The 20,698-nt window shown below is 64.7% G+C and carries 25 protein-coding genes; all 25 read left to right on the plus strand.

The features are described from left to right. Positions 1-54: 54 nt before the first annotated feature. The 25 genes from EL335_RS05730 to EL335_RS05850 all read left to right on the plus strand — a co-directional run bounded on the left by EL335_RS05730 (position 55) and on the right by EL335_RS05850 (position 20,661). Positions 55-786 (plus strand): ABC transporter ATP-binding protein, encoded by a 732-nt coding sequence (locus tag EL335_RS05730; protein WP_126444957.1) that lies wholly within the window; start codon positions 55-57, stop codon positions 784-786. Then, the gene (locus tag EL335_RS05735; RefSeq protein ID WP_126444959.1) at positions 779-2,026 is read left to right on the plus strand and encodes an ABC transporter permease; all 1,248 of its coding nucleotides are present in this window, start codon (positions 779-781) and stop codon (positions 2,024-2,026) included. Before EL335_RS05730 ends, EL335_RS05735 begins: the two co-directional genes overlap by 8 nt. 6 nt (positions 2,027-2,032) lie before the next feature. Next, the gene (locus tag EL335_RS05740; RefSeq protein WP_126444961.1) at positions 2,033-2,764 is read left to right on the plus strand and encodes an outer membrane lipoprotein-sorting protein; all 732 of its coding nucleotides are present in this window, start codon (positions 2,033-2,035) and stop codon (positions 2,762-2,764) included. Continuing rightward, positions 2,761-4,011: a hypothetical protein gene (locus EL335_RS05745; RefSeq protein WP_126444963.1), complete on the plus strand. Its 1,251-nt coding sequence runs from the start codon at positions 2,761-2,763 to the stop codon at positions 4,009-4,011. The genes EL335_RS05740 and EL335_RS05745 overlap by 4 nt, the downstream gene beginning before the upstream one ends. A gap of 179 nt (positions 4,012-4,190) precedes the next feature. Then, positions 4,191-5,387 carry an acetyl-CoA C-acetyltransferase gene (locus EL335_RS05750; protein WP_284155466.1) on the plus strand — a complete coding sequence of 399 codons (1,197 nt, stop codon included), beginning with the start codon at positions 4,191-4,193 and terminating at the stop codon, positions 5,385-5,387. A gap of 14 nt (positions 5,388-5,401) precedes the next feature. Next, positions 5,402-5,824 (plus strand): c-type cytochrome, encoded by a 423-nt coding sequence (locus tag EL335_RS05755; protein ID WP_126444965.1) that lies wholly within the window; start codon positions 5,402-5,404, stop codon positions 5,822-5,824. Between the two features lie 48 nt (positions 5,825-5,872). Further along, positions 5,873-6,367 carry a disulfide bond formation protein B gene (locus EL335_RS05760; protein ID WP_284155467.1) on the plus strand — a complete coding sequence of 165 codons (495 nt, stop codon included), beginning with the start codon at positions 5,873-5,875 and terminating at the stop codon, positions 6,365-6,367. Next, complete coding sequence (locus EL335_RS05765) at positions 6,364-7,011, plus strand: thiol:disulfide interchange protein DsbA/DsbL (RefSeq protein WP_126444969.1); 648 nt, start codon at positions 6,364-6,366, stop codon at positions 7,009-7,011. The genes EL335_RS05760 and EL335_RS05765 overlap by 4 nt, the downstream gene beginning before the upstream one ends. Before the next feature lie 124 nt (positions 7,012-7,135). Next, entirely contained in the window at positions 7,136-7,447 is a 312-nt protein-coding gene (locus tag EL335_RS05770) for a hypothetical protein (protein ID WP_126444972.1), read from the plus strand. 24 nt (positions 7,448-7,471) lie between these two features. Next, positions 7,472-8,530 carry a hypothetical protein gene (locus EL335_RS05775; protein WP_148103019.1) on the plus strand — a complete coding sequence of 353 codons (1,059 nt, stop codon included), beginning with the start codon at positions 7,472-7,474 and terminating at the stop codon, positions 8,528-8,530. A gap of 118 nt (positions 8,531-8,648) precedes the next feature. Next, the gene (locus tag EL335_RS05780) at positions 8,649-8,954 is read left to right on the plus strand and encodes a hypothetical protein (protein WP_126444976.1); all 306 of its coding nucleotides are present in this window, start codon (positions 8,649-8,651) and stop codon (positions 8,952-8,954) included. Positions 8,955-9,278: 324 nt separating this feature from the next. Further along, entirely contained in the window at positions 9,279-10,040 is a 762-nt protein-coding gene (locus EL335_RS05785; RefSeq protein ID WP_126444978.1) for a sulfite exporter TauE/SafE family protein, read from the plus strand. 10 nt (positions 10,041-10,050) lie between these two features. After that, on the plus strand, positions 10,051-10,905 hold the full coding sequence (locus EL335_RS05790; protein ID WP_126444980.1) for a universal stress protein: 855 nt from the start codon (positions 10,051-10,053) through the stop codon (positions 10,903-10,905). A gap of 30 nt (positions 10,906-10,935) precedes the next feature. Further along, entirely contained in the window at positions 10,936-12,351 is a 1,416-nt protein-coding gene (gene atpD / locus EL335_RS05795; RefSeq protein ID WP_126444982.1) for a F0F1 ATP synthase subunit beta, read from the plus strand. Next, the gene (locus EL335_RS05800) at positions 12,348-12,755 is read left to right on the plus strand and encodes a F0F1 ATP synthase subunit delta/epsilon (protein ID WP_126444984.1); all 408 of its coding nucleotides are present in this window, start codon (positions 12,348-12,350) and stop codon (positions 12,753-12,755) included. Before atpD ends, EL335_RS05800 begins: the two co-directional genes overlap by 4 nt. Continuing rightward, complete coding sequence (locus EL335_RS05805) at positions 12,755-13,027, plus strand: AtpZ/AtpI family protein (RefSeq protein WP_126444986.1); 273 nt, start codon at positions 12,755-12,757, stop codon at positions 13,025-13,027. Before EL335_RS05800 ends, EL335_RS05805 begins: the two co-directional genes overlap by 1 nt. A 1-nt stretch (position 13,028) precedes the next feature. Beyond that, complete coding sequence (locus EL335_RS05810) at positions 13,029-13,706, plus strand: F0F1 ATP synthase subunit A (protein WP_126444988.1); 678 nt, start codon at positions 13,029-13,031, stop codon at positions 13,704-13,706. A gap of 4 nt (positions 13,707-13,710) precedes the next feature. Further along, positions 13,711-13,977, plus strand: a complete 267-nt coding sequence (locus EL335_RS05815; RefSeq protein WP_126444990.1) for an ATP synthase subunit c family protein — start codon at positions 13,711-13,713, stop codon at positions 13,975-13,977. A 7-nt stretch (positions 13,978-13,984) separates the two neighbouring features. Further along, a complete protein-coding gene (locus EL335_RS05820) occupies positions 13,985-14,755 on the plus strand; it encodes a F0F1 ATP synthase subunit delta (protein ID WP_126444992.1) in 771 nt (256 codons plus the stop codon). Beyond that, on the plus strand, positions 14,745-16,211 hold the full coding sequence (locus EL335_RS05825) for a F0F1 ATP synthase subunit alpha (protein WP_126444994.1): 1,467 nt from the start codon (positions 14,745-14,747) through the stop codon (positions 16,209-16,211). The genes EL335_RS05820 and EL335_RS05825 overlap by 11 nt, the downstream gene beginning before the upstream one ends. Then, on the plus strand, positions 16,208-17,053 hold the full coding sequence (locus EL335_RS05830; protein ID WP_126444996.1) for a F0F1 ATP synthase subunit gamma: 846 nt from the start codon (positions 16,208-16,210) through the stop codon (positions 17,051-17,053). The genes EL335_RS05825 and EL335_RS05830 overlap by 4 nt, the downstream gene beginning before the upstream one ends. Before the next feature lie 12 nt (positions 17,054-17,065). Continuing rightward, complete coding sequence (locus EL335_RS05835; RefSeq protein WP_126444998.1) at positions 17,066-17,488, plus strand: OsmC family protein; 423 nt, start codon at positions 17,066-17,068, stop codon at positions 17,486-17,488. A gap of 201 nt (positions 17,489-17,689) precedes the next feature. Then, positions 17,690-18,637, plus strand: coding sequence for a sulfurtransferase (locus tag EL335_RS05840; protein ID WP_284155468.1), 948 nt, complete (start codon positions 17,690-17,692; stop codon positions 18,635-18,637). A gap of 262 nt (positions 18,638-18,899) precedes the next feature. Further along, positions 18,900-19,814: a cation diffusion facilitator family transporter gene (locus tag EL335_RS05845; RefSeq protein WP_126445000.1), complete on the plus strand. Its 915-nt coding sequence runs from the start codon at positions 18,900-18,902 to the stop codon at positions 19,812-19,814. A 400-nt stretch (positions 19,815-20,214) separates the two neighbouring features. Further along, the gene (locus EL335_RS05850; RefSeq protein ID WP_126445002.1) at positions 20,215-20,661 is read left to right on the plus strand and encodes an OsmC family protein; all 447 of its coding nucleotides are present in this window, start codon (positions 20,215-20,217) and stop codon (positions 20,659-20,661) included. The last annotated feature ends 37 nt before the right edge of the window (positions 20,662-20,698 follow it).

The raw sequence follows: 20,698 nt of genomic DNA on the forward strand, positions 1-20,698 counted from the left end.
GGCGCTCGGCGGGACTTCAAAAATTCCTCCAGCACCGACTTTGGTAAGCAGACCATGAGCCTTGTTTATGCCCAGCGCGTGACGAAAACCTACCGCGTCGGCGACATCGACGTGCCGGCGATCAAAGGCGTCGATTTCGCTATCGAACCCGCCGCTTTCGTCGCCTTCGTCGGCCCCTCGGGCAGCGGCAAGAGCACGCTGCTCAACATGATCGGCTGTCTCGACCATCCGACCAGCGGTACCTTGAAAGTGCTCGATACCGACATCGCCACGCTGGATCGCCGCGCTGCGGCAAGATTTCGCGGCGAGCACATCGGTTTCGTGTTCCAGGATTTCAACCTGATTCCCGTCCTTACCGTGTTCGAGAACGTCGAGTATCCCTTGCGCATGGTGCAGAAATGGCCGAAGGAGAAGCGCCGGGAGCAGGTGCTGCGCATGCTCGAGGCCGTCGGGATGCGGGATCAGGCCGACAAGCGGCCCGACCAGATCTCTGGCGGCCAGAAGCAGCGCGTCGCCGTGGCGCGCGCGCTGGTCAGCAACCCAAAACTGGTGCTCGCCGACGAGCCAACCGCCAACCTCGACCATGACACCGCCTACCGCATCATCGAACTGATGAAATCGATGCGCGACGAATTCAGAACCACCTTCGTCTTCTCCACGCACGACCCGAAGATCATGGGCGAGGCCGAGGTCACTTTTACGCTCGAAGACGGGATCATGGGCGAGGCCGAGGTCACTTTTACGCTCGAAGACGGCCGCCTGAAGAACGGAGGCGATCATGTTTGATGTGCTCGCCATCGCCAGCCGCAACCTGCTGCGCTACCGCCGCCGCACTTCGCTCACCCTGCTGTTGATCGTCATCGGCATGCTGGCGGTGCTGCTGTTCGTGGCCATCGCCGGCTCTTTCAAGGCGATGATGATCGGCCAGATCACCGACTCGCTGCTTGGCCACGTGCAGGTGCATCGCAAGGGCTATGTTGCTGCGATCGACAGCCTGCCACTCAATCTCAACATGCGCCCCAACATGCTCGCCAAGCTCGACGAGGCGCTGAAAGCCGAGCCGGCCATCGCCGCGCGGTCGCCGCGCATCAAGTTCGGCGGCATGTTCAGCAACTTCACCGAAACGACCAGCATCCGCGTCAATGGCATTGATCCCGAGCGCGAAGCGGCCACCGTGCCGCTCCTGCCCGGCCGCATCGCCGAGGGCGATAAGAGCGGTCCCCTGGTGGCGCGCGGCCAGATCGTCATCCCGCAACTGCTGGCGCGCGGTCTCAAGGTCAAGGTTGGCGACACCGTGGTGGTGGTGGCGACCAACAAGGATGGTTCGGTGAATGGCAAGACCTTCGTCGTGCGCGGCATCATGGAGGCGGTTACCGGCCCCGGTGGCCGCGATTCCTATGTCCATATCGAGGATGCACGCGAGCTCTTGCGCATGAACGAGGCGGAGGTCAGCGAAATCGTCGTGCGGCTCAAGGACTTTTCCCAGCTCGACCGCGTCGGTGCGCGCCTCAAGGCGGCCATTGAAGGGCTGACCAACAAGGAAGGCAAGCCGATGCTGGAGGTGCACGACTGGACGCAACTCTCGCCCTTCGCCAACATCGCTCGGATGATCGACCTGATGACGCTGTTCATCAAGATCATGCTGGTCTCCATCGTACTGGTCGCGGTGATGAACGTGATGATCATGGCGGTGTTCGAACGCATCCGCGAAATTGGCACCATCGCCGCCATCGGCACGCCGCCGTCGCGCATCCTCTCGCTGTTCCTCGCCGAAGGTCTGATGTTGGGCATTGTCGGCACGGTAGCGGGCATCGCCGCGAGCCTGGCCGCCATCGCCGGCATCAATGTCTGGAAGCCCACCTTCAATTTCGGCCAGCAACAGGGGCTGGTGATGGCGCCCTCCATCGCCGCTGGCGACGTGCTGACCATCGCCGGCCTGGTGATCCTGGTCGCGGTCATCGCCAGCCTGCAACCGGCCTGGAAGGCGTCGCGCATGGACCCGATCACCGCCCTGCGTCACGTTTGAGGATTCATGATGAAGAAGCTGCTCGCTGCGCTGTTTTTCCTGTGTGCCAGTTCGGCCTATGCCCTCGATGGCCAAGAGATTCTCAAACAAGTCGACCGCAACCTCGAACCCGAGTCCTCCGAATCCCTGCGCAAGCTCATCAATGTCGAGCCGGACGGTCGGAAAAAAGAGTTCGTGCTCTATTCGGTCCGGAAGGGGCGCGACCAAGTCGTCGGCCTGTTCCTCGCGCCGGAAAGCGACAAGGGCCGCGCCACGCTCCGCCAGGGCGACAACATGTGGCTCTACATTCCCGAGGTCGGCAAGCCGATGCGCATCACCAGCATGCAGTCGGTCACCGGCGGCGTGTTCAACAACGCCGACATTCTGCGCATCGACTACACCGCCGAATACAACGTCGAAGCGCTGGCCGAGGACGGGGATCGGCACCTGCTCACCCTCAAGGCCAAGACAGGTGAAGTCGCCTACGACAAGCTGAAGATGTGGGTGGACAAGAAGGCGTTGCTGCCCGTCGCCATCGAATGCTACGCCGCCAGCGGCATGCTCATCAAGACGCTGCATTTCAAGGACATCAAGGAGTTCGGGGCCGGCCTCAAACGGCCAGCTACCATCGAGACCGACAGCCCGCTCTACAAGGGTTACAAGTCGGTGATGATCTACGGCCAGATCAAGAAGCGCGAGTTTCCCGACGAAGTGTTCACCCTCAACTACCTGCCGCGCGTCGGGGAACTGAGAAAGTGAGAGCCATACTGGTCCTGGTCGCCTGCCTGCTCTTGGGCGGTGTCCAGGCGGAGGAGTTCAGTTTCGATGCCAGCGCATTCGAGAAAAAGCCGTTCGAGTTCGGTGGCTATCTCGAACTCAAGGCCGAGCGGGCCGACCTCAACCGCGATGGCAGCCTCTACAAGCTCAATGGCCTTGATCGCGATACGCTGAACCGCAACACCGCCACGGCCAAGCTCAACGCCAAATTCACCCAGGGCATCGCCAGCCTCAATCTAAAATACTCGGCAAGCGTGCAGCGCGATGAGCTCGCCAGCCTCCACGACAATCACTTCGACGAAGCCTACCTTTCCCTCAAGCCCGATCCCGGCTTCACGCTCGACACCGGCAAGATCGCGATGAAGTGGGGCAAGGGCTACGCATGGAATCCGGTCGGCTTCATCGAGCGGCCGAAAGATCCGAACGACGTCGAGCTGACGCGCGAGGGATACACCATGGTGGCCGCCGACTTCATCCGCAATTTTGACGGCGACCTGAAAACCGTGGCTTTCACCCCTGTGTTGCTGCCCGTAAGCAACCACTACAACAACGATTTCGGCGCACCCGACCACACCAATGTCGCGGCGAAGCTCTATCTGCTCTACAAAGACACCGACATCGATTTCGTCTGGTTCAACGGCGGCAGCCGCACAACGCGCTTCGGCATCGACTTCTCGAAGAACCTGACGAGCAATTTCGAGATCCACGGCGAATGGGCGCGCATCCGCGACTTCGAACAACGCCGCATCGACGCCGCCGGCAACGTGAAGAGCGTCACCCGCGACGTCACCAGCGCGCTGATCGGCCTGCGCTACCTGACGCAGAACGACACCACCTGGATCGCCGAGCTCTACCGCAATGGTACTGGCTATACCGAGCCTCAGCTTGCCGACTTCCTCCAGCTTGCCGAGAGCGGCAACCCGCTGCTCGTCAACAAGGCGAAGCAGATCAGCCCGGCCTACGCGCGCCCCAACGCCGGTCGCGATTACCTGTATCTCAAGGTAAGCCAGAAGGAGCCCTTCGACATCGTCTATTTCACGCCGTCGCTGACGTGGATGGTCAATCTGGCCGACAAAAGCTGGTCACTCACGCCGGAGCTGCTTTACACTGGCATTACCAACCTCGACCTTCGTTTGCGCGCCACATGGCTACACGGAAAGAGCTACAGCGAGTTCGGCGAAAAGCAAAACCGGCGTAAGCTGGAGTTGATGGCCCGTTTTTATTTTTGAGCCCATGACTTCTTTTCCTTTGGCTTTCGCCGCTCACGTGAGCCCGCACCCAAGTCGGAGTGAGCGTTCCTTTCCTTTGCCGTCCCGCCAGCGCCGACTTTTCACCGCCCCCCTCGGTGCATCCATAAGCGGATTGCTCGTTTTCAACAATATCGAGGCCGCATGTCGCGGCCGGGCACTTGGGAGACCATCATGGCAAACCGCGAATCGTCCTGTGTAACCCCGTCCGTACCCCCATCGGCACCTACGGCGGCACTTTGAAGAACACCCCGGCGACGGAACTTGGCGCCGTCGTCATTCGTGAAGTCCTAAAGCGCTCCGGCCTTGCGCCGGAAAAAGTGCACACCTTGGTCATGGGCCAGGTCATTCAGGCGGGCAGCAAGATGAATCCGGCGCGCCAGGCCGGCATCGGCGGCGGCTTGCCGGTCGAAGTGCCGGCGCTGACGGTCAATCGCGTTTGCGGCTCCGGCGCCCAGGCCATCGCCTCGGCGGCCATGGAGATCATGGCTGGCTACATTGATTGCGCCATCGCCGGCGGCATGGAGAACATGGACATGGCGCCCTACCTCTTGCCGCAGGGCCGCTGGGGCGCGCGCATGGGCGACATCACCATGTTCGATAGCATGTTGATGGACGGCTTGAACGATGCCTTTTCTGGCCAGCACTCCGGCTGGCATACCGAGGATCTGGTCGCCAAATACGGCATCAGCCGCGCCGACCAGGATGCGTGGGCCTTGCGCTCGCAACAGAACTTCACCGCGGCGCAGGCGGCCGGCAAGTTCGCGGCCGAGATCGTGCCGGTTGAGGTCAAGGGCCGCAAGGGGCCGGAACTCTTTGCCAAAGACGAGCACAACCGCCCTGACACCACGGCCGAATCCCTGGCCAAACTGCGTCCCGCCTTCCGCAAGGATGGCACCATCACGGCGGGCAACGCGCCGGGGCTCAACACCGGCGCGGCGGCGATGATCGTCTGCGAGCGTGGCTTTGCCGAGGCGAATGGCCTGCAGCCGGTGGCAAGGCTGGCGTCCTATGGCGTGGCAGCTGTCGAGCCCGGCTTCTTCGGCATCGGCCCGGTGCCCGCCGTCCGGCAGGCCCTGGCGCGCGCCAGCTGGCAGGTCGGCGACGTCGATCGCGTGGAGATCAACGAAGCCTTCGCCGCCATCGCCATTGCCTGTACGCGCGAACTGGGCTTTGCGCAGGACGTGGTGAATGTCGAGGGCGGCGCCATCGCCCACGGCCACCCGATCGGCGCCTCCGGTGCGGTGTTGACCACGAGGTTGATCCATTCGATGCACCGCGACGGGCTGAAGCGCGGTATCGTTACGCTGTGCATCGGTGGCGGCCAGGGCATCGCGCTGGCATTGGAAACGATCTGAAAGGAGAACGACACATGAGAAAGCAATGGAAGACATTCCTCGTCACCGCCGGCCTGCTGGTAGGCGGTTCCGTGCTTGCGGCGGACAAGCTGATCGATGTGGGCAAGGGCGAATACAACGCTGCCTGCGCCAGTTGCCATGGTCTGCAAGGCAAAGGCGATGGACCGGCCGCCGACCAGATGAAGACGAAGGTCCCCGATATCACCGGCCTGGCGAAGGCCAACAACGGCGTCTTCCCCTTCGACAAGGTCTATCAGATCATCGACGGCCGTGCCGAGATCAAGGCGCATGGCTCGCGCGAAATGCCGATCTGGGGCGCGGCGTTCCGCCGGCAGACCTCGGTCTATTTCGAAAACTACGCCGGCGATCCCGAATCCGGTGCGCGCAGCCGCATCCTGGCGCTGACCGAATATGTCTATCGCTTGCAGCAGAAATAACCCGGAAGCCCCGGGCCGATCAGACGGCGCCGACTTTTGCCCATGCTCATGAAGCGTTTCACCTGGTTCGCGCTGGCGGTGGGAACAGCACTGACCGCTGGCGCCAGCCTTGTATTGACGGCTTGGCTGGATTTGCATCCCTGCCATCTGTGCATCTTCCAACGCCTGCTATTCATGCTGCTGGCGGTCCTCGCCGGGGTGGCGTGGCTGTCGCGATCCCGTGCCGCAACGCTGGGAGCCGGCGGCCTGTTCGTCGCAGTCGCCCTGGCAGGCATGGCCGTGGCCGCCTACCAGAGCTGGCTGCAATGGCAACCGGCCGGCAGCATCACCTGCGCTGGCAGCCAGCCCAGCCTGATCGAGCGTATCGTCGAGTGGCTGGGACGGCTGCAGCCAGAATTGTTCCTCGCTACGGGATTCTGCGAGGACAAGGAACTGACCCTGCTCGGTTTGAGTCTCGCCAATCTCGCCTTTCTGGGTTATCTTGGCTGCGCCATCGCAGCGCTCATCGCGCTACGGCAATTTTTGGAGCACGAACCCTCATGAACATCACACGCCGTGAATTTCATCGACTGTTGCTGGGGGCCGGAATGCTGGCCGCCGGTGTCCCGGCCGTGCAGGCGGCGCCGGCCCTGCGCGAAGGCATCGACTGGTCGCCGGTTAACCCGCCGCAACCGGGCGATACGCCCGGCAAGATCGAAGTGCTGGAGTTCTTTTCCTACGGCTGCCCGCACTGTCGCGAAATGCATCCGCATGTGATGAACTGGGCCGCGCGTCTGCCCGGCAATGTCGCTTTTCGCCGTGTGCCAGTCAGCTTCGGCCGCGCCGCCTGGGCGAATCTGGCCAAGCTCTACTACACACTGGAATCCGAGGGCCTGTTGGCCAGCCTCGACCAGGCCGTCTTCGATGCCATCCATGTGCGCCGGGTCAATCTGTTCGTCGACAGCGCCATTTTCGACTGGATCGGCGCACAAGGGATCGACAAGGAAAAATTCCGCACCTTCTTCACCTCTTTCGCTATCGGCACACGACTCGCGCGCGCCGAGGCGTTTACCGCCAGCTACAAGATTGATGCCGTGCCACGCCTGGTGGTCGACGGTCGCTACCAAGTGCTCGGCAAGGATGCGAAGAGTTTCGGTGATCTCTTGGCCATTGCCGACGTACTCATCGACAAGGCATCGCGACGCTAGCCGAAAAAAATCGTTACCGAATGGACGATTTGTTACGCATTCTTCATTGATGCGCCGGCACTGCTTGCCATAATGGAAACAACCCGGCCTTAAGCCGGAATTTCAACCAGACAAGGAGATCATCATGAAAAAACTCGCATTGACCATTTCCGTTCTGAGCGCCGCTGTGCTTGCCACTTCCGCCCTGGCCCAGGGCGGCAAAGGGCGCTTCACCTGGAACCAGACCTATACGCCGGGCTGGACGCTGATGACGCCTGAAGAGCGTAGCGAATGGGCCAATAAGATGCGCGAGGTCAAAACCTATGAAGAGTGCAAGGCACTGCAGGAAGAGCACCAGAGGGCAATGGAAGAGCGCGCGAAAGAGAAGGGCGTCAAGCTCATGCCCCCGCGCCAGAACGGCTGCGACGTGATGAAGGCGCGCGGGTTCATCAAATAAGGAGCGGCGGTGAATAACGGCGCGATGACGGGCGTACGGTTCGGACTCGTCGTCGCGCTCCTGCTGCTCACCGGCTGCCAGAACATCGCCTACCGCGACCTGCCGCGCGACCGCCTGGGTTATGTGCAGGCCATCGCCGAATCGTGGAAGGCGCAGATGCTGCTCAACATCGTCAAGGTGCGCTATCTCGATCCGCCGGTGTATCTCGACATCTCCTCCGTGATCAACTCCACCTCGCTGGAAACCGAAGTCTCGCTGAGCGCTACCCTCTTTCCGCATTTGGCCGAAAACGACAGCCGTGGCGCCGGCATCATCGGCCGCTTCGGCCAGACGCCGACGATTTCCTACGAGCCGCTTTCCGGCCAACGTCTCGTCAAGAGCATGCACACGCCGATCCCGCCCGAGACCGTGTTCGCCACCATCACCGGCGGCGGGCGTGCCGACTTCATCCTGCGCACCACCGTGCAGGCGATCAACGGCATCTACAACGTCTCCAGCTCGCCCTCGCGCGGCCGGCACCACGATCCGCGCTTTCTCGAAGCGGCCGAGCTGATCGGCCGCATCAGCGAGGGTGGCGGCATGAGTTTGCGCATCGAACCGCGTACCAGCGGCGCCCGCTCGACGCTGACGCTGCGCGCTGCCGATGATGAACAGGCCCCCGACATTGCCCGCCTCAAGGCGTTGCTCGGCCTCGATCCGGCGCGTGACACCTTCATGCTCGGTTTCGGCGCGGCGCGCGGCGGCAGCGACGAGATCATCGTCCTCACCCGCACCATGCAAGGCGTGATCGGCGACCTGTCGGTCGGCGTCGAAGTGCCGCCGGAAGACATTGCCCAAGGCCGCGCCACGGCGCGCGGCAAGCTCGCCGCCGGCGAGGCGGAGGACGCTCTGCTGCGCATTCGCTCGGGCATGGAAAAGCCGGTTGATGCCTACGCCGCCGTCTTTTACCGCAACCGCTGGTTCTGGATCGATGACACCGATCTCGATTCCAAGCGCAGCTTCCGCTTCCTCGCCATGTTCAGTTCGCTGGCCGAAACCGGCACGACGCCGGCGGCGCCGCTGCTGACCATTCCTGCACGCTGATCGGCTTGGGGCCCGATCACACATCGTTACAAATCCGCTGTCACCGCCCGGACCGCCGTTGCGTTAAAGAAGACTCCGACGCACTGTCAGTCCATCCAAGTTCTCAAGGAGAATCGCCATGAAACCGAAGCAAATCGCTCTCATCGCCGCCCTGTCCACCACCGCGCTTTCCGCCGTCGCCGCCGGCCCCGGCCGTTTCGCCTGGAACAAGGACTACACGCCGGGCTGGACGCTGATGACGCCTGAAGAGCGTAGCGAATGGGCCAACAAGATGCGCGAGGTCAAAACCTATGAAGAGTGCAAGGCGCTGCAGGAAGAGCACCACAAGGCAATGGAAGAGCGCGCGAAAGAGAAGGGCGTCAAGCTCATGCCCCCGCGCCAGAACGGCTGCGACGTGATGAAGGCGCGCGGGTTCATCAAATAAGTGCAGACGGTTGGGCGGCTGCCGCCCACCATCGCTTTGTACGTGAAGAAAATGAACGAGACAAACATCAGGATGACCGCGGTGGCGCCCGAATTCGCAGGCCAAACGCTGCGTGTGGCGGACTGGTAAGTGCGGCTGGAGGCCGGCGAACCGGCTACGCTCGTCGATGAGACGTACGGAAGCATGGCATTCGATGCCGGGGGCAAGGTGGCGCTTTCGCATGCATCGGGGGTTGCCGGAACCCAGTGGTGGCCTACACTGGAAGAACGGGAGTTTCTGCAGTTCTTGGTGTTCGCCATGACTGCCGGAAAGGGAAGTGCTTAGATGAACGATGCTCTCATCATGGCCATCGGTCTGGCCATTCTGTCCATCGCCTCGGGCATGCTCGGCCTCGGCGTAGCCTTCGCCGCGGTGCCATTCCTCGGCATTTTCCTGCACGATCTGGTGCATGAGGTGCAGCCTCTGTCGCTGGTGTTGAACGGCGTCACCGCGCTGTTTTCTCTCTTGGGCTTCGCCAGGAGCGGCCTGGTCGATTGGCGCCAGGCCATCCTGCTGGCGATCGTCACCACCGCAGTGGCACCGCTGGGCGCTTGGCTGGCCCAGCACATCGATGCGCGCTGGCTGTGGGCATTCTATTTCCTGGCGGTTGCCTTTCTCGCCTGGCGCATGTTTCTTCCCGACAAGGCGGAGGAGGCCGGCGCAGCGGCCGCCGCCGGCAAGCCGAACCACAGCCTTGCTCTGACCCTTGCCGTGCCGATCTCGGTGGTCGCCGGCATGCTGGGCGTTGGCCCCGGCTTCCTGCTGCTGCCCACCCTGATCCTGCTCAGGTACGAGCCCAAGCATGCGGCCGCGATCAATGCGCTGGCAGTGACGCCGCCGTCCTTCTCGGCGCTGATTCCCCATCTTGCCACCGCCCGCATCGACCTCACGCTGGCGGCGGTCCTGGTCGCCGTCGGCGCCATCGGCTCCTTTGTCGGTGCCCGCGTCACCAGCCTATATGTACCGGGCAAAAGGCTCAAGCAGGGCTTCGGCGTGCTCATCGTCGTCATGACTGCCTACAAGCTGTTCCAGATCCTGAACAAGTAAGGAGATTGCCATGTTCGAACGCTTCATCGTCGCCACCGATCTCTCGCCCGCCTCCGAGGCGATGGTCGGCTGTCTCGCCGGCCTGGCCGCCTTTGGCGCCCGCCATGCCCTGCTGCTGCAATGCCTGGACATGCAGCAGGCCATCTCGACGGCCCTGTCGTACAGCACGGCCGCGCTCGAAGCGGTTCTCGCGCGCCAGAAAGCCAGGCTGGAAGCGCAGGGTTTCGAGGTCGACACCCGCATCGCGCCCGGCTTCGCCAAGAGCGAGATCAACCGCATCGCGCAGGAGGAGGACTATGCGCTGATCGTGGTCGGCTCGCATGGCCACAACATCGTCGGCGAGGCCCTGCTCGGCGGCGTGGCCAGCGAGGTGGTGCACGGCGCTACCCGGCCGGTGCTGATCGTGCGCCTGGAACGCCGCAAGGAAAGTGGGGAGGTCTGCCTGCTTCCCGCCGACTGCGATCTGGCTTCCCATGTGCTGTTCCCCACCGATTTTTCCGCCAACGCCGACCACGCCTTCACCGTCGTCGAACATCTCGTGGCGAGCGGCGCCCGCCGCGTTACCTTGCTGCATGTGAGCGACGCGATGCGGAACGACGCAGAGGCGAACGACATTGAGCGCGCCAGGCTCGAAGACATGCGCAAGCGACTCGAGCGCCTGGGCGACGTCGCCGTCGACACCGAGCTGGCCGCCGGCAAACCCTACCTGAAGATCGTCGAGGTCGCACGGGCGCGCGGCGTGCACCTGATCGCGATGGGTAGCCAGGGACGCGGCTTTGTCCCGGAATTGTTTCTCGGCAGCGTCAGTCATCAGGTCGCAAGGCATGCGCCGGCGCCGGTGCTGCTCGTCCCGATGCTGCGTTGAGGTGCCGTCTTACCAGCGCCGAGTTTCGTGATGAACCGCGACGATCCGCAGCTTGCCGCCTGCCCACCGCCCGAGGCTGCGCCGCTCGGCGTGATCGAGGAGATCCACGGCCCGGTCGTCGACATCCTCTGCACGCGCCTGCCGCCGCTCTCTCAGGCCGTCTTTGTTTGCCGTGACGGCGTGCGGCATCTGTTCGAGGTGCATCGCCATCTGGACGAAACGCGAGCGCGCGCCATCGCGCTGGGGCCGACGGCGGGCCTGAAGCGGCGCCTGCCGGTGTTCGACGGCGGCGGCCCCTTGCGGGTGCCGGTGACGCCGGACTGCCTCGGCCGCCTGCTCGACGCCTTCGGCGCGCCTCTCGACGGCGGTGCGCCGCTGTCGGCCGAGGACTGGCGTCCGATCGTCGCACCGCCGGCGCCGCTGGCGGAAAGCGCCGGCGCGGGCGACACGCTGCTCACCGGCATCAAGGTCATCGATCTGTTGTGCCCCTTCGTGCGCGGCGGCAAGACGGGGCTCTTCGGCGGTGCCGGCGTGGGCAAGACGGTGCTGATCATGGAATTCATGAACGCCATCGTGCGCCTGCACCGCGGCGTCTCGGTGTTCGCCGGCGTCGGCGAGCGCATCCGCGAGGGCCACGAGCTGTGGCACGACATGCAAAAGGCCGGCGTGATGCCGCGCACGCTGATGGTATTCGGCGAAATGGACCAGTCGCCCGGCGTGCGTTTCCGCGTCGGCCTGGCGGCGCTCACCTATGCCGAATACCTGCGCGACCACGTCGCAAAGGAAGTGCTGTTCCTGATGGACAACGCCTTCCGCTTCGTCCAGGCGGGAGCCGAACTCTCCGGCTTGCTCGGCCGCATGCCGGCCACGGTCGGCTACCAGCCGACGCTGCTCACTGAGGTGGCAGAGCTGCAGGAGCGCATCCTGTCGACCAAGACCGGCAACATCACGGCGGTCGAGGCCGTCTATGTGCCGGCGGACGACATGAGTGACCCGGCCGTCGGCGCGCTGCTCGCCCACCTCGACGCCACGGTGATCCTGTCGCGCGCCCAGGCGGCCAAGGGCATCTACCCGGCCGTCGATCCGCTCGCCTCGAATAGTCGTGCGCTCGATCGCGCCGTCGTCGGCGCACGCCATTACGCCGTCGCCCAGGCGGTGCGCGAGCACCTGGCGCGCTACCGCGAGCTGGAGGACATCATCGCCATGCTCGGCATGGAGGCGCTCTCGGCAACCGACCGGCGCATCGTCGGCCGCGCGCGGCGGCTGGAGCGTTACCTGACGCAGCCATTCTTCGTCGTCGCCGATCACACCGGCATCCCCGGCGTTTCAGTGCCGCTGGAGGCAATGCTGGCCGACTGCGAGGCTTTCATCCGCGGCGATCACGACGAGCTGCCCGAGGATCGCTGCTACATGCGCGGCACGATGGCGGGCGTGGAGGGGGCATGAGGCCCGCACTCACCCTGCATCTGCACGGCGCCACGCAGCACGAGCGCATCACGGATGTGAAGAGCTTCGTCGGCGCGGACGCCAGCGGCAGCTTCGGCATCCTGCCGGGGCGGGCGCCCTTCGTCACGGTACTCGAATACGGCCTGGCGCGTTTTGGTGACGCGGCCGGCCGCTGGCGCTATCTCGCCTGCCCTGGCGCGGTGCTGCAGCTCGTCGATGACGCGCTGTTCGTGCTTACGCGCCGCTATCTGCTCGACGAGGACTATGCACGCATCTCTGCGCTGCTCGCCGGCCAGCTGGCGCAGGAGGAAGCGCAGTTGCAGGCGGTCAAGGACAACCTGCAGCGCATGGAACAGGAGCTTTTTCGCCGCCTGCGCCGGCTCGAGGTCTGGGAGAGTGACTGATGAACGACGAAAAGTGGCGCTCGGATGTGGCGCGCGATGTCGAGCGGCTGGAAACGGCGAAGCAGGCGAAGCGCTCGCTGCTGGCGCAGACTGCGTATCTGGGCACGCTCTCGATATTGTTCCTCACGCCCGTCATCGGTGGCGCCTATCTCGGTCGCTGGCTCGACGGCATGAACGAAGGCTACACGACGCGCTGGACGATCAACCTGATCGTGCTCGGGCTCGGCCTGGGCGCGTTCAACGTCTATCAGTTCGTCAAACGCCATTGGTGAAATGGAAGAAGCTGTCGTCATTTTCGCGTTCGGGCCCGTCCACATCACCGCGACGGTGGTGACCACCTGGGGCATGCTACTCGTGCTGGGTGTCTGCGCCCGGCTGGCGACGCGCGATCTTTCCACCGACGCGCCCGGGATGCTGCAAACCGCGCTGGAAGGCGCCGTGCTGGCCGTCGAAAATGCCATCGAAGGGCTGGTGGCGGGACGCTCAGCGCTCCTGCTGCCCTTCATCGGCACCCTGTGGCTGTTCGTCGGCGTCGCGAATCTCACCGGCCTCGTGCCCGGCCTGCACTCCCCGACCGGCGACCTGTCCACCACGGCGGCGCTGGCCTTCCTGGTGTTTCTCTCCGTGCACTGGTTCGGCATCCGCGCCGTCGGCTTCAAGGCCTACGCGCGCCACTACCTGTCGCCCAACCCGATCCTGCTGCCCTTCCACCTGCTCGGCGAGCTGTCGCGCACGCTGGCGCTGGCGGTGCGGCTGTTCGGCAACATCATGAGCCTGGAGATGGCGGCGCTCCTGATCCTGCTGGTGGCGGGGCTCTTGGTGCCGGTGCCGATCCTCATGCTGCACATCGTCGAGGCGCTGGTGCAGGCCTACATCTTCGGCACGCTGACGCTGATCTACATCGCCGGCGGCATGGAAGCGCAACAGGAACAATCCAAGGAAAAGGAGTAGCCCCATGAGCGACATGCATCTGTTCGTCCTGATCTCCACGGTGGTGGCGGCACTGGCCATCGCCATCGGGATCATTTTTCCGGCGCAGGCGATGGGTCGCGCCATCACCCAGGCGCTGGAGGCGCTGGCGCGCCAGCCCGAGGCCGAGAAATCGATCAGCCGCACGCTGTTCATCGGCCTGGCGATGATCGAGTCGCTGGCGATCTACGTGCTGGTGATCGTGCTCATCATCCTGTTCCGCAACCCTTTGCTCGAATACCTGCTCCAGTAAGCGCGCCATGCAGATCGACTGGACCACCTTCGCCCTCGAAATCGTCAACTTCCTGGCGCTGCTGTGGATTCTCAAGCGCTTCCTCTACCGGCCGGTGCTCGACGTGCTCGCCCGCCGTCGCGCCGAGGTGGAGCGCGTCCGGGCCGAAGGCGAGGCGGCGAAAGCGCAAGCCCAGGCCCTGCGCCAGCAATACGAAGCGCGTCTGGCCGACTGGGAAAAGGAGAAGGCGGGCCTGCGCGCCGCCTTCGACGCCGAGCTCGCCGCCGAGCGCGAACGGCAGCTCAAGGCGCTGCAAAAGAGCCTGGCCGACGAGCGTGCCCGCCAGGCGGCGCAGGAATCTCATCGGCAGGCCGAGCTGCAAGGCGCGCTCGAAGCCCGGGCCATCCGCCAGGCCGCAACCTTCGCGGCGCGACTCTTGCAGCGGCTCGCCGATCCCGCGCTCGAAACCCGCCTGCTCGACCTCCTGATCGAGGATCTGGCGCAACTGCCTGCCGCACAGCGGGAGGGCCTGCGCCTCGCGGCCCGGGAGGCCAGCGAGGCCAACGCGCCGGCGCGCGTCGTCAGCGCCCATGCGCTTTCCGAGGATTCGCGCAAGCGCCTGGCCGCGGCGCTCGCCGAGCGGCTCGGCACGCCGCTGCCGCTCGCCTTCGCGGAGGACGGAAGCCTCATCGCGGGCCTGCGCATCGTCATCGGTCCCTGGCAGATCAAGGCCGATCTCGCCGACGAGCTGGCCTTCTTCGCTGCCGGCGCCGAGGGTCCCAGCGCGCATGGCGGCTGAAACCTCGCTGCTCTCCCGGCAGGCGGCACGGCTCGCCGACTACCGCTTCGCGCTGCGCCTCGCGGAGCAGGGCAAGGTGGTGGCGGTGGGCGACGGCATTGCCTGGATCGAGGGCCTGCCTTCGGCCGGAATGGACGAGATCGTCCGCTGCGAAGACGGCAGCGAGGCGCTGGTGTTCCACCTGGGCAGCCGCCGCATCGGCGCGATCCTGCTGCGCCAGGGGCCGGGCCTCATCGCCGGCACGCCCGTCCATCTCACCGGCCGAACACTCGACATCGGCGTCGGCGATGCCTGCCTCGGTCGCGTGCTCGATCCCCTCGGCAATCCGCTCGACGGCGGCGAAGCGCCGCGCGTTTCCGCGCGCCGCCGGCTCGAAGCGCCCTCGCCACCGCTCGTCACACGCGATTTCGTCACCCGGCCGCTCGTTTCCGGCAACAAGATCGTCGACACGATGGTGCCCATCGGCAAGGGACAGCGGCAGCTTTTGATCGGCGACGCCGGCACGGGCAAGAGCGCGCTGGCGCTTGACATGGTGATCGCGCAACGGGGCCGCGACGTGTTGTGCGTCTATGTCCTGATCAGCCAGAAGCGTGCCGCCGTGCTGGCCACGCTGGAGACCTTGCGCCGCCATGACGCCCTCGACTACACCTGCCTCGTCGTCGCCGAAGCGACGGCGATGCCGGGCCTCAAGTTCCTCGCGCCCTTTGCCGGCTGCGCCCTCGCCGAAGGCTGGATGGCCGCCGGCCGCGACGTGCTCGTCGTCTATGACGATCTCACCACCCACGCCCGCGCCTACCGCGAACTCTCCCTGCTGCTGCGCCGCCCGCCGGGCCGCGAAGCCTATCCCGGCGACATCTTCTCTCTCCATGCGCGCCTGCTCGAGCGCTCCACCTGCCTCGCTGCGGCGCACGGCGGCGGCAGCATGACGGCGCTGCCGATCGTCGCCACCGAGCAAGGCGAGCTGGCCGCCTACATTCCGACCAACCTGATCTCGATCACCGACGGGCAGATCTATTTCGATCCGCAGCTGTTCGCGCGCGGCTTTCTGCCGGCCATCGACGTCACGCGCTCGGTCTCGCGCATCGGCGGCAAGGCCCAGCACCCGGCGATCAAGGCGGAGGCCGGCCGCATGAAGCTCGACTACCTGCAATTCCTCGAACTGGAAGTCTTCACGCGCTTTGGCAGCAGGCTCGATCCGGCCATCGAGGCCAAGATCCGCCGCGGCCGGCTGTTGCGCGAACTGCTCAAACAGGAGCGGCTGGCGCCCCTGTCGCCGGAACAGCAGATGGCCTGGCTCATCGCCTTCAACGCCGGCCGCTTCGACGGCCTGACGGAAGCGCAAGCCTCGGCACGGCTTGCGCAACTCCTCGCCGCCTTCGCCGCGCCGCCGCTCGCGCTGACTGCGACGCGCGAGGATTGGCTCGCCGCGGTGGACAAGGCATTGGCATCGCCATGAGTCGGCGGCACGTTCTCGCGCATCGGATCATGGCGCTCGACGAGATCGCCAGCATCCTCTCGGCGATGAAGAGCCTCGCGCTGATGGAGATCCATCTGCTCGGCGAATTCATGACCAGTCAGCGGCAGCTGACGGCCGGCATCGAGAGGGCGGCGGCCGACCTGCTGGCCTGGCATCCCGCGCTGCGTCCGCCCGCCGAGGCGGCGCCGGAATTGTGCGTGGTGATCGGCTCGCAGCAAGGGTTTTGCGGCGACACCAACGACGCGCTGCTCGATTACCTGGCGCAACGAGGCATCCCGGCGCTCACCGGACGCTGGATCGTCGTCGGCCAGCGCCTGTCCGCGAGACTGGAAAACGATCCGCGCATGCTGCTGGCGCTGCCCGGCGCGACGGTCGCCGACGAGGTGCCGGCCGTGCTGCAGCGGCTCACACGCGAGATCGTGCGCTTGATGGCCTCGCCCGATCTCGCCGGCCGGGGGCTCTCGGCCCTGCATCACGATCCCGAGGACGGTGCCATCCGCCTGCGCCGTCTCCTGCCGCTGCGCGACCTGCCGGCGCCGCGCGCTGCGGCCTTCGCGCCCGACCTCAACCTGCCGCCGGCGGACGTCTTGCGCGGCCTGATGCAGCATTATCTGCATGCCATCCTCAACGAAGTGCTCTACGGCGCGCTGCTGGCCGAGAACCGGCAGCGCGAGATGCACATGGAGCGTGCCCTCAGACGCCTCGACGAACGCCGCGCACGCCTGCGGCTCGCCGCCAACCGCCAGCGCCAGTCCGATATCACCGAGGAAATCGAATTGCTGTTGCTGGCGGGGGAAATGCAGGCGCCGGCGCCCAACTGACGAGGAGACGAGATGAACCCACCAACCCCGAAAATGGAATTCCGCGTCGTCGCCCGGCGCCTCGACGCGCACGGCAGCGTCGCGCAGTGCAAGGATGCCGAGATCGTGCTCGACACGGATTTGGCCGGCCGGCGCGATGCCTTCAATCCCGCCGAGCTGCTGCTCGCCGCGCTGGCCGCCTGCATGCTCAAGGGGATCGAGCGCGTGACGCCGATCCTCAAGTTCCAGTTGCGCGGCGTCGAGGTGAAGGTGCACGGCGTGCGCCGCGACGTGCCGTCGGGCATGGAGTCGATCGATTATGAAATCGTCGTCGATACCGACGAGGGCGATCGCCGCCTCGAACTGCTGCACGAGAACGTCAAGCGCTACGGCACGGTGTTCAACACCGTGGCGCCGGGAACGACGCTTTCCGGCACGCTGCGAAGAGCGTCATGACTCGACCCTCCAGCCCACGCATCACCGGCACTGGCAATTTTCTGCCGGGGGTGCGCCGCTGGCCGGGTTCGTTCGTATCATCGCGGCCTTAGCCGCCGCTCGCGGCTGAGCTTCGGATCGCCACGCCTTCATGATTTCGATCATGAAGGCAATGACTTGCTGTGTGGGAGTCTTCCCGCCACGAAACACTCGGAGGAAACCATGTCGATGTATCCCAATCTGCTCGCCGCCAAAGCGCCCGCCTTGCTGTTGGCTGGCCTGCTCATCCTGGCCGCGAACCTTGCCCATGCCGCTCCCGATTTTCTCGTCGATGCCGGCTGGCTCGAAAGCCGGCTGAAAGACCCCAAGACCGTGGTACTCGAAGTGCGCTACTTTCCGCACCGCTACGCCACGGTCGGCCATATCCCGGGCGCGGTGCAGGTTGCGCGCTTCAAGGACCTGGGCGACAACGACAGTCCGGTACTGATGCGCCTGCCTGCGCGCGAGGTCTTCCAGGCGACGCTGCGGCGCTGGGGCGTGAATGACGATTCGACGCTCGTGCTCTACGACGATTCGCGCTCGGTGCTCGCCGCGCGGCTTTACTTCCTGCTCGACTACTACGGTTTCGACATGAACCGGGTGAAGATCCTCGATGGCGGCACCGTCGAATGGACCGCCTTCAACGAACTGACCAAGGAAACGGCGCCGCGAAAGCCGGGCAAGGTGACGCTCAAGCCCGGCAATCGCGCCATGATCGCCGAATGGACCGAGGTCTATGAACGCGTCGTCGTCGGCCGCGATCCGCAGGTGGTGCTGATCGACAGCCGGCCGAAGGACATGTACACCGGCAAGCTGATCCGCCATTCGGTACAAGGCGGCCATATTCCCGGCGCAGTCAATGTCGTCAGCCTCGATCTGACCGATGCCCAGTCGCAGAAATGGCTCTCGCTCGATCAGATCGCCGCGGCCTACAAAGACATCCCCAAGGACGCGACGATCATCACCTACTGCCATGATGGCTTCCGCTCCGCGCTTGCCTGGCTGCAACTCAAGGCTCTAGGCTACCGAAACGTGCGCTTCATGAACGGCGGCTGGAGCCAGTGGGATCGCTCGCTGACACTGCCGGTGGTGCAAGGCGACAAGCCTTTCGACGAAGATTTCTCGCTCTGATGCCGTCTTGCCAGCGCCGAGTTTGGCATCTTTTCGCCGACTGACTCGTCTTCTGGTTAGCCCCCTTCAACCACAGCAAACGCGCATGATCGCCACGCCCACCCGCGAAGGCACGAAAACCCCAAGCGCAAACACCCGCCCACCCTTAAGCCCCGTTCGCGGGGGGGGGGGGGGGACTCCGTGCGCGGCGTGCCGCCGCGAAGTTTGGCTGCCGTCGAGGAAACCAAGCTTGGCGCACTTATTGCTTTGTATTTCACGCTAAATGAACGCACACGATCACGAAGGCCATCGCCACGGTAGCACCGACACCCCTGATCAACGCCGCCGCCTGTTCATCGCGCTGGGCCTGACCTGGGCGTTTGCCGCGGTCGAAGCACTGGCTGGCTGGCGTGGGGGTTCGCTCGCACTGCTTGCCGATGCCGGCCACATGGTCACCGACGGTGCGGCCTTGGCGCTCGCTTTACTTGCCGCCTGGCTTGCCTCGCGTCCGGCCTCGGTCCGGCATTCCTACGGCTTAGGTCGGGCGGAGCTCATCGCGGCGCTCGTCAATGCATTGGCGATGCTCGCCGTGGTGGCGGGGATCGGCTGGGAAGCCTGGGGGCGCTTTCAGTCGCCGCGGCCGATCATGGGCGAGCTGGTCAGCCTCGTCGCCGCGCTCGGTCTTGGCGTCAATCTGCTGGTCGCCTGGATGCTCTCGCACGGACAGGAAAACCTCAATGTGCGCGGCGCCTTCCTGCACGTGTTGGGTGACGTGCTCGGTTCGGTGGCCGCGATCGCCGCCGGCATCGTGGTCTGGGTTACCGGTTGGACGCCGATCGACCCATTGCTCTCGATCCTGATCGGCGGGCTGGTGCTCGCGGCGAGCCTGCGCCTGCTGCGCGAAGCCCTGCATGGCTTGATGGACGGTGTGCCTTTCTCGATCGATCTCGAACATCTGGGCCGGGAACTGGCGGCCGTGCCGGGCGTGGTCGAGGTTCACGACCTGCATGTCTGGGCGCTTTCCGGCCAGCGGCTTGCCCTGACCGCGCACGTCACGGTGCGCGAGCTGGCCGCCTGGTCGGAAATATTGTCCGGACTGCGACAAACTGCGCAAGAGCACGGCATCCAGCATGCCACTTTCCAGCCAGAGGTGATATCTTGGGCGCCGCTGGTACGTCACGATTTGACAGACCGTTGAAAAACGTCACGAGGATGGCCACAGGCAAGACGTTTGATGCCCAGCGACCGAGACATATCCAGTAGATAGGCTAGAGACGAGCACCGCGCAACGCAGAAGAATGCCCACCGCAGTAGTTTTTCGACAGCCTGCTAATGGACAATCTGGGCTCGACAGCCCGTTAAACCCAGATTGTCCATTGGAACGCGAGCGGGTTTCGAAGGCGAGGGCGAGCAGGTTTGCGTCCCCGCGACGAGCCAATAACCATGTCTATTGGCGAGGAGCGGGGGCGCGAAGATGCCGCCCGCAGCCCGAAAGCCGCCGTGTAGGGCGACGAAATGACCGTATCAAATGCTCATGGCGCATCAGCCCGGTCTAATGGACAATCTGGGTTAAATTCGACATTCACGGAGAATGATTCATGAGCGAAGCCCAATTTTCTTTCGCGCTCGAACAGCAGGAGGATTTTGCGTTCCTGGTGCGTTTCGACGCCGATCTGCCGGCGCTGCTCACCGACGAGCCGCCGCCACTGGGCAAGGGTGCGGGGCCGAATCCGTCGCGACTGATCGCGGCCGGGGTGGCGAACTGCCTTGCCGCGAGTCTGCTGTTCGCACTGCGCAAGTTCAAGAACGAGCCGGGCAAGCTCACTGCGACGGTGACGACGCAATTGGGGCGCAACGAGCAAAAGCGGCTGCGCATCATGCACATGGGCGTGGAACTCCGCTTTGCGGCCAAGGCGGGGGAGATGGCACAGCTCGAGCGCATCCTGCAAACCTTCGAGGACTACTGCGTGGTCACCCAGAGCGTCCAGCACGGAATCCCAGTCGATATCGCCATCTATGATGGCACCGGGACGCGTCTCAAATAACCGGTCGGTATAATCAACCAATGATGATGTTGTGTTG

The organism is Sulfuricystis multivorans (assembly GCF_003966565.1).
GTDB classification, from domain to species: domain Bacteria; phylum Pseudomonadota; class Gammaproteobacteria; order Burkholderiales; family Rhodocyclaceae; genus Sulfuricystis; species Sulfuricystis multivorans.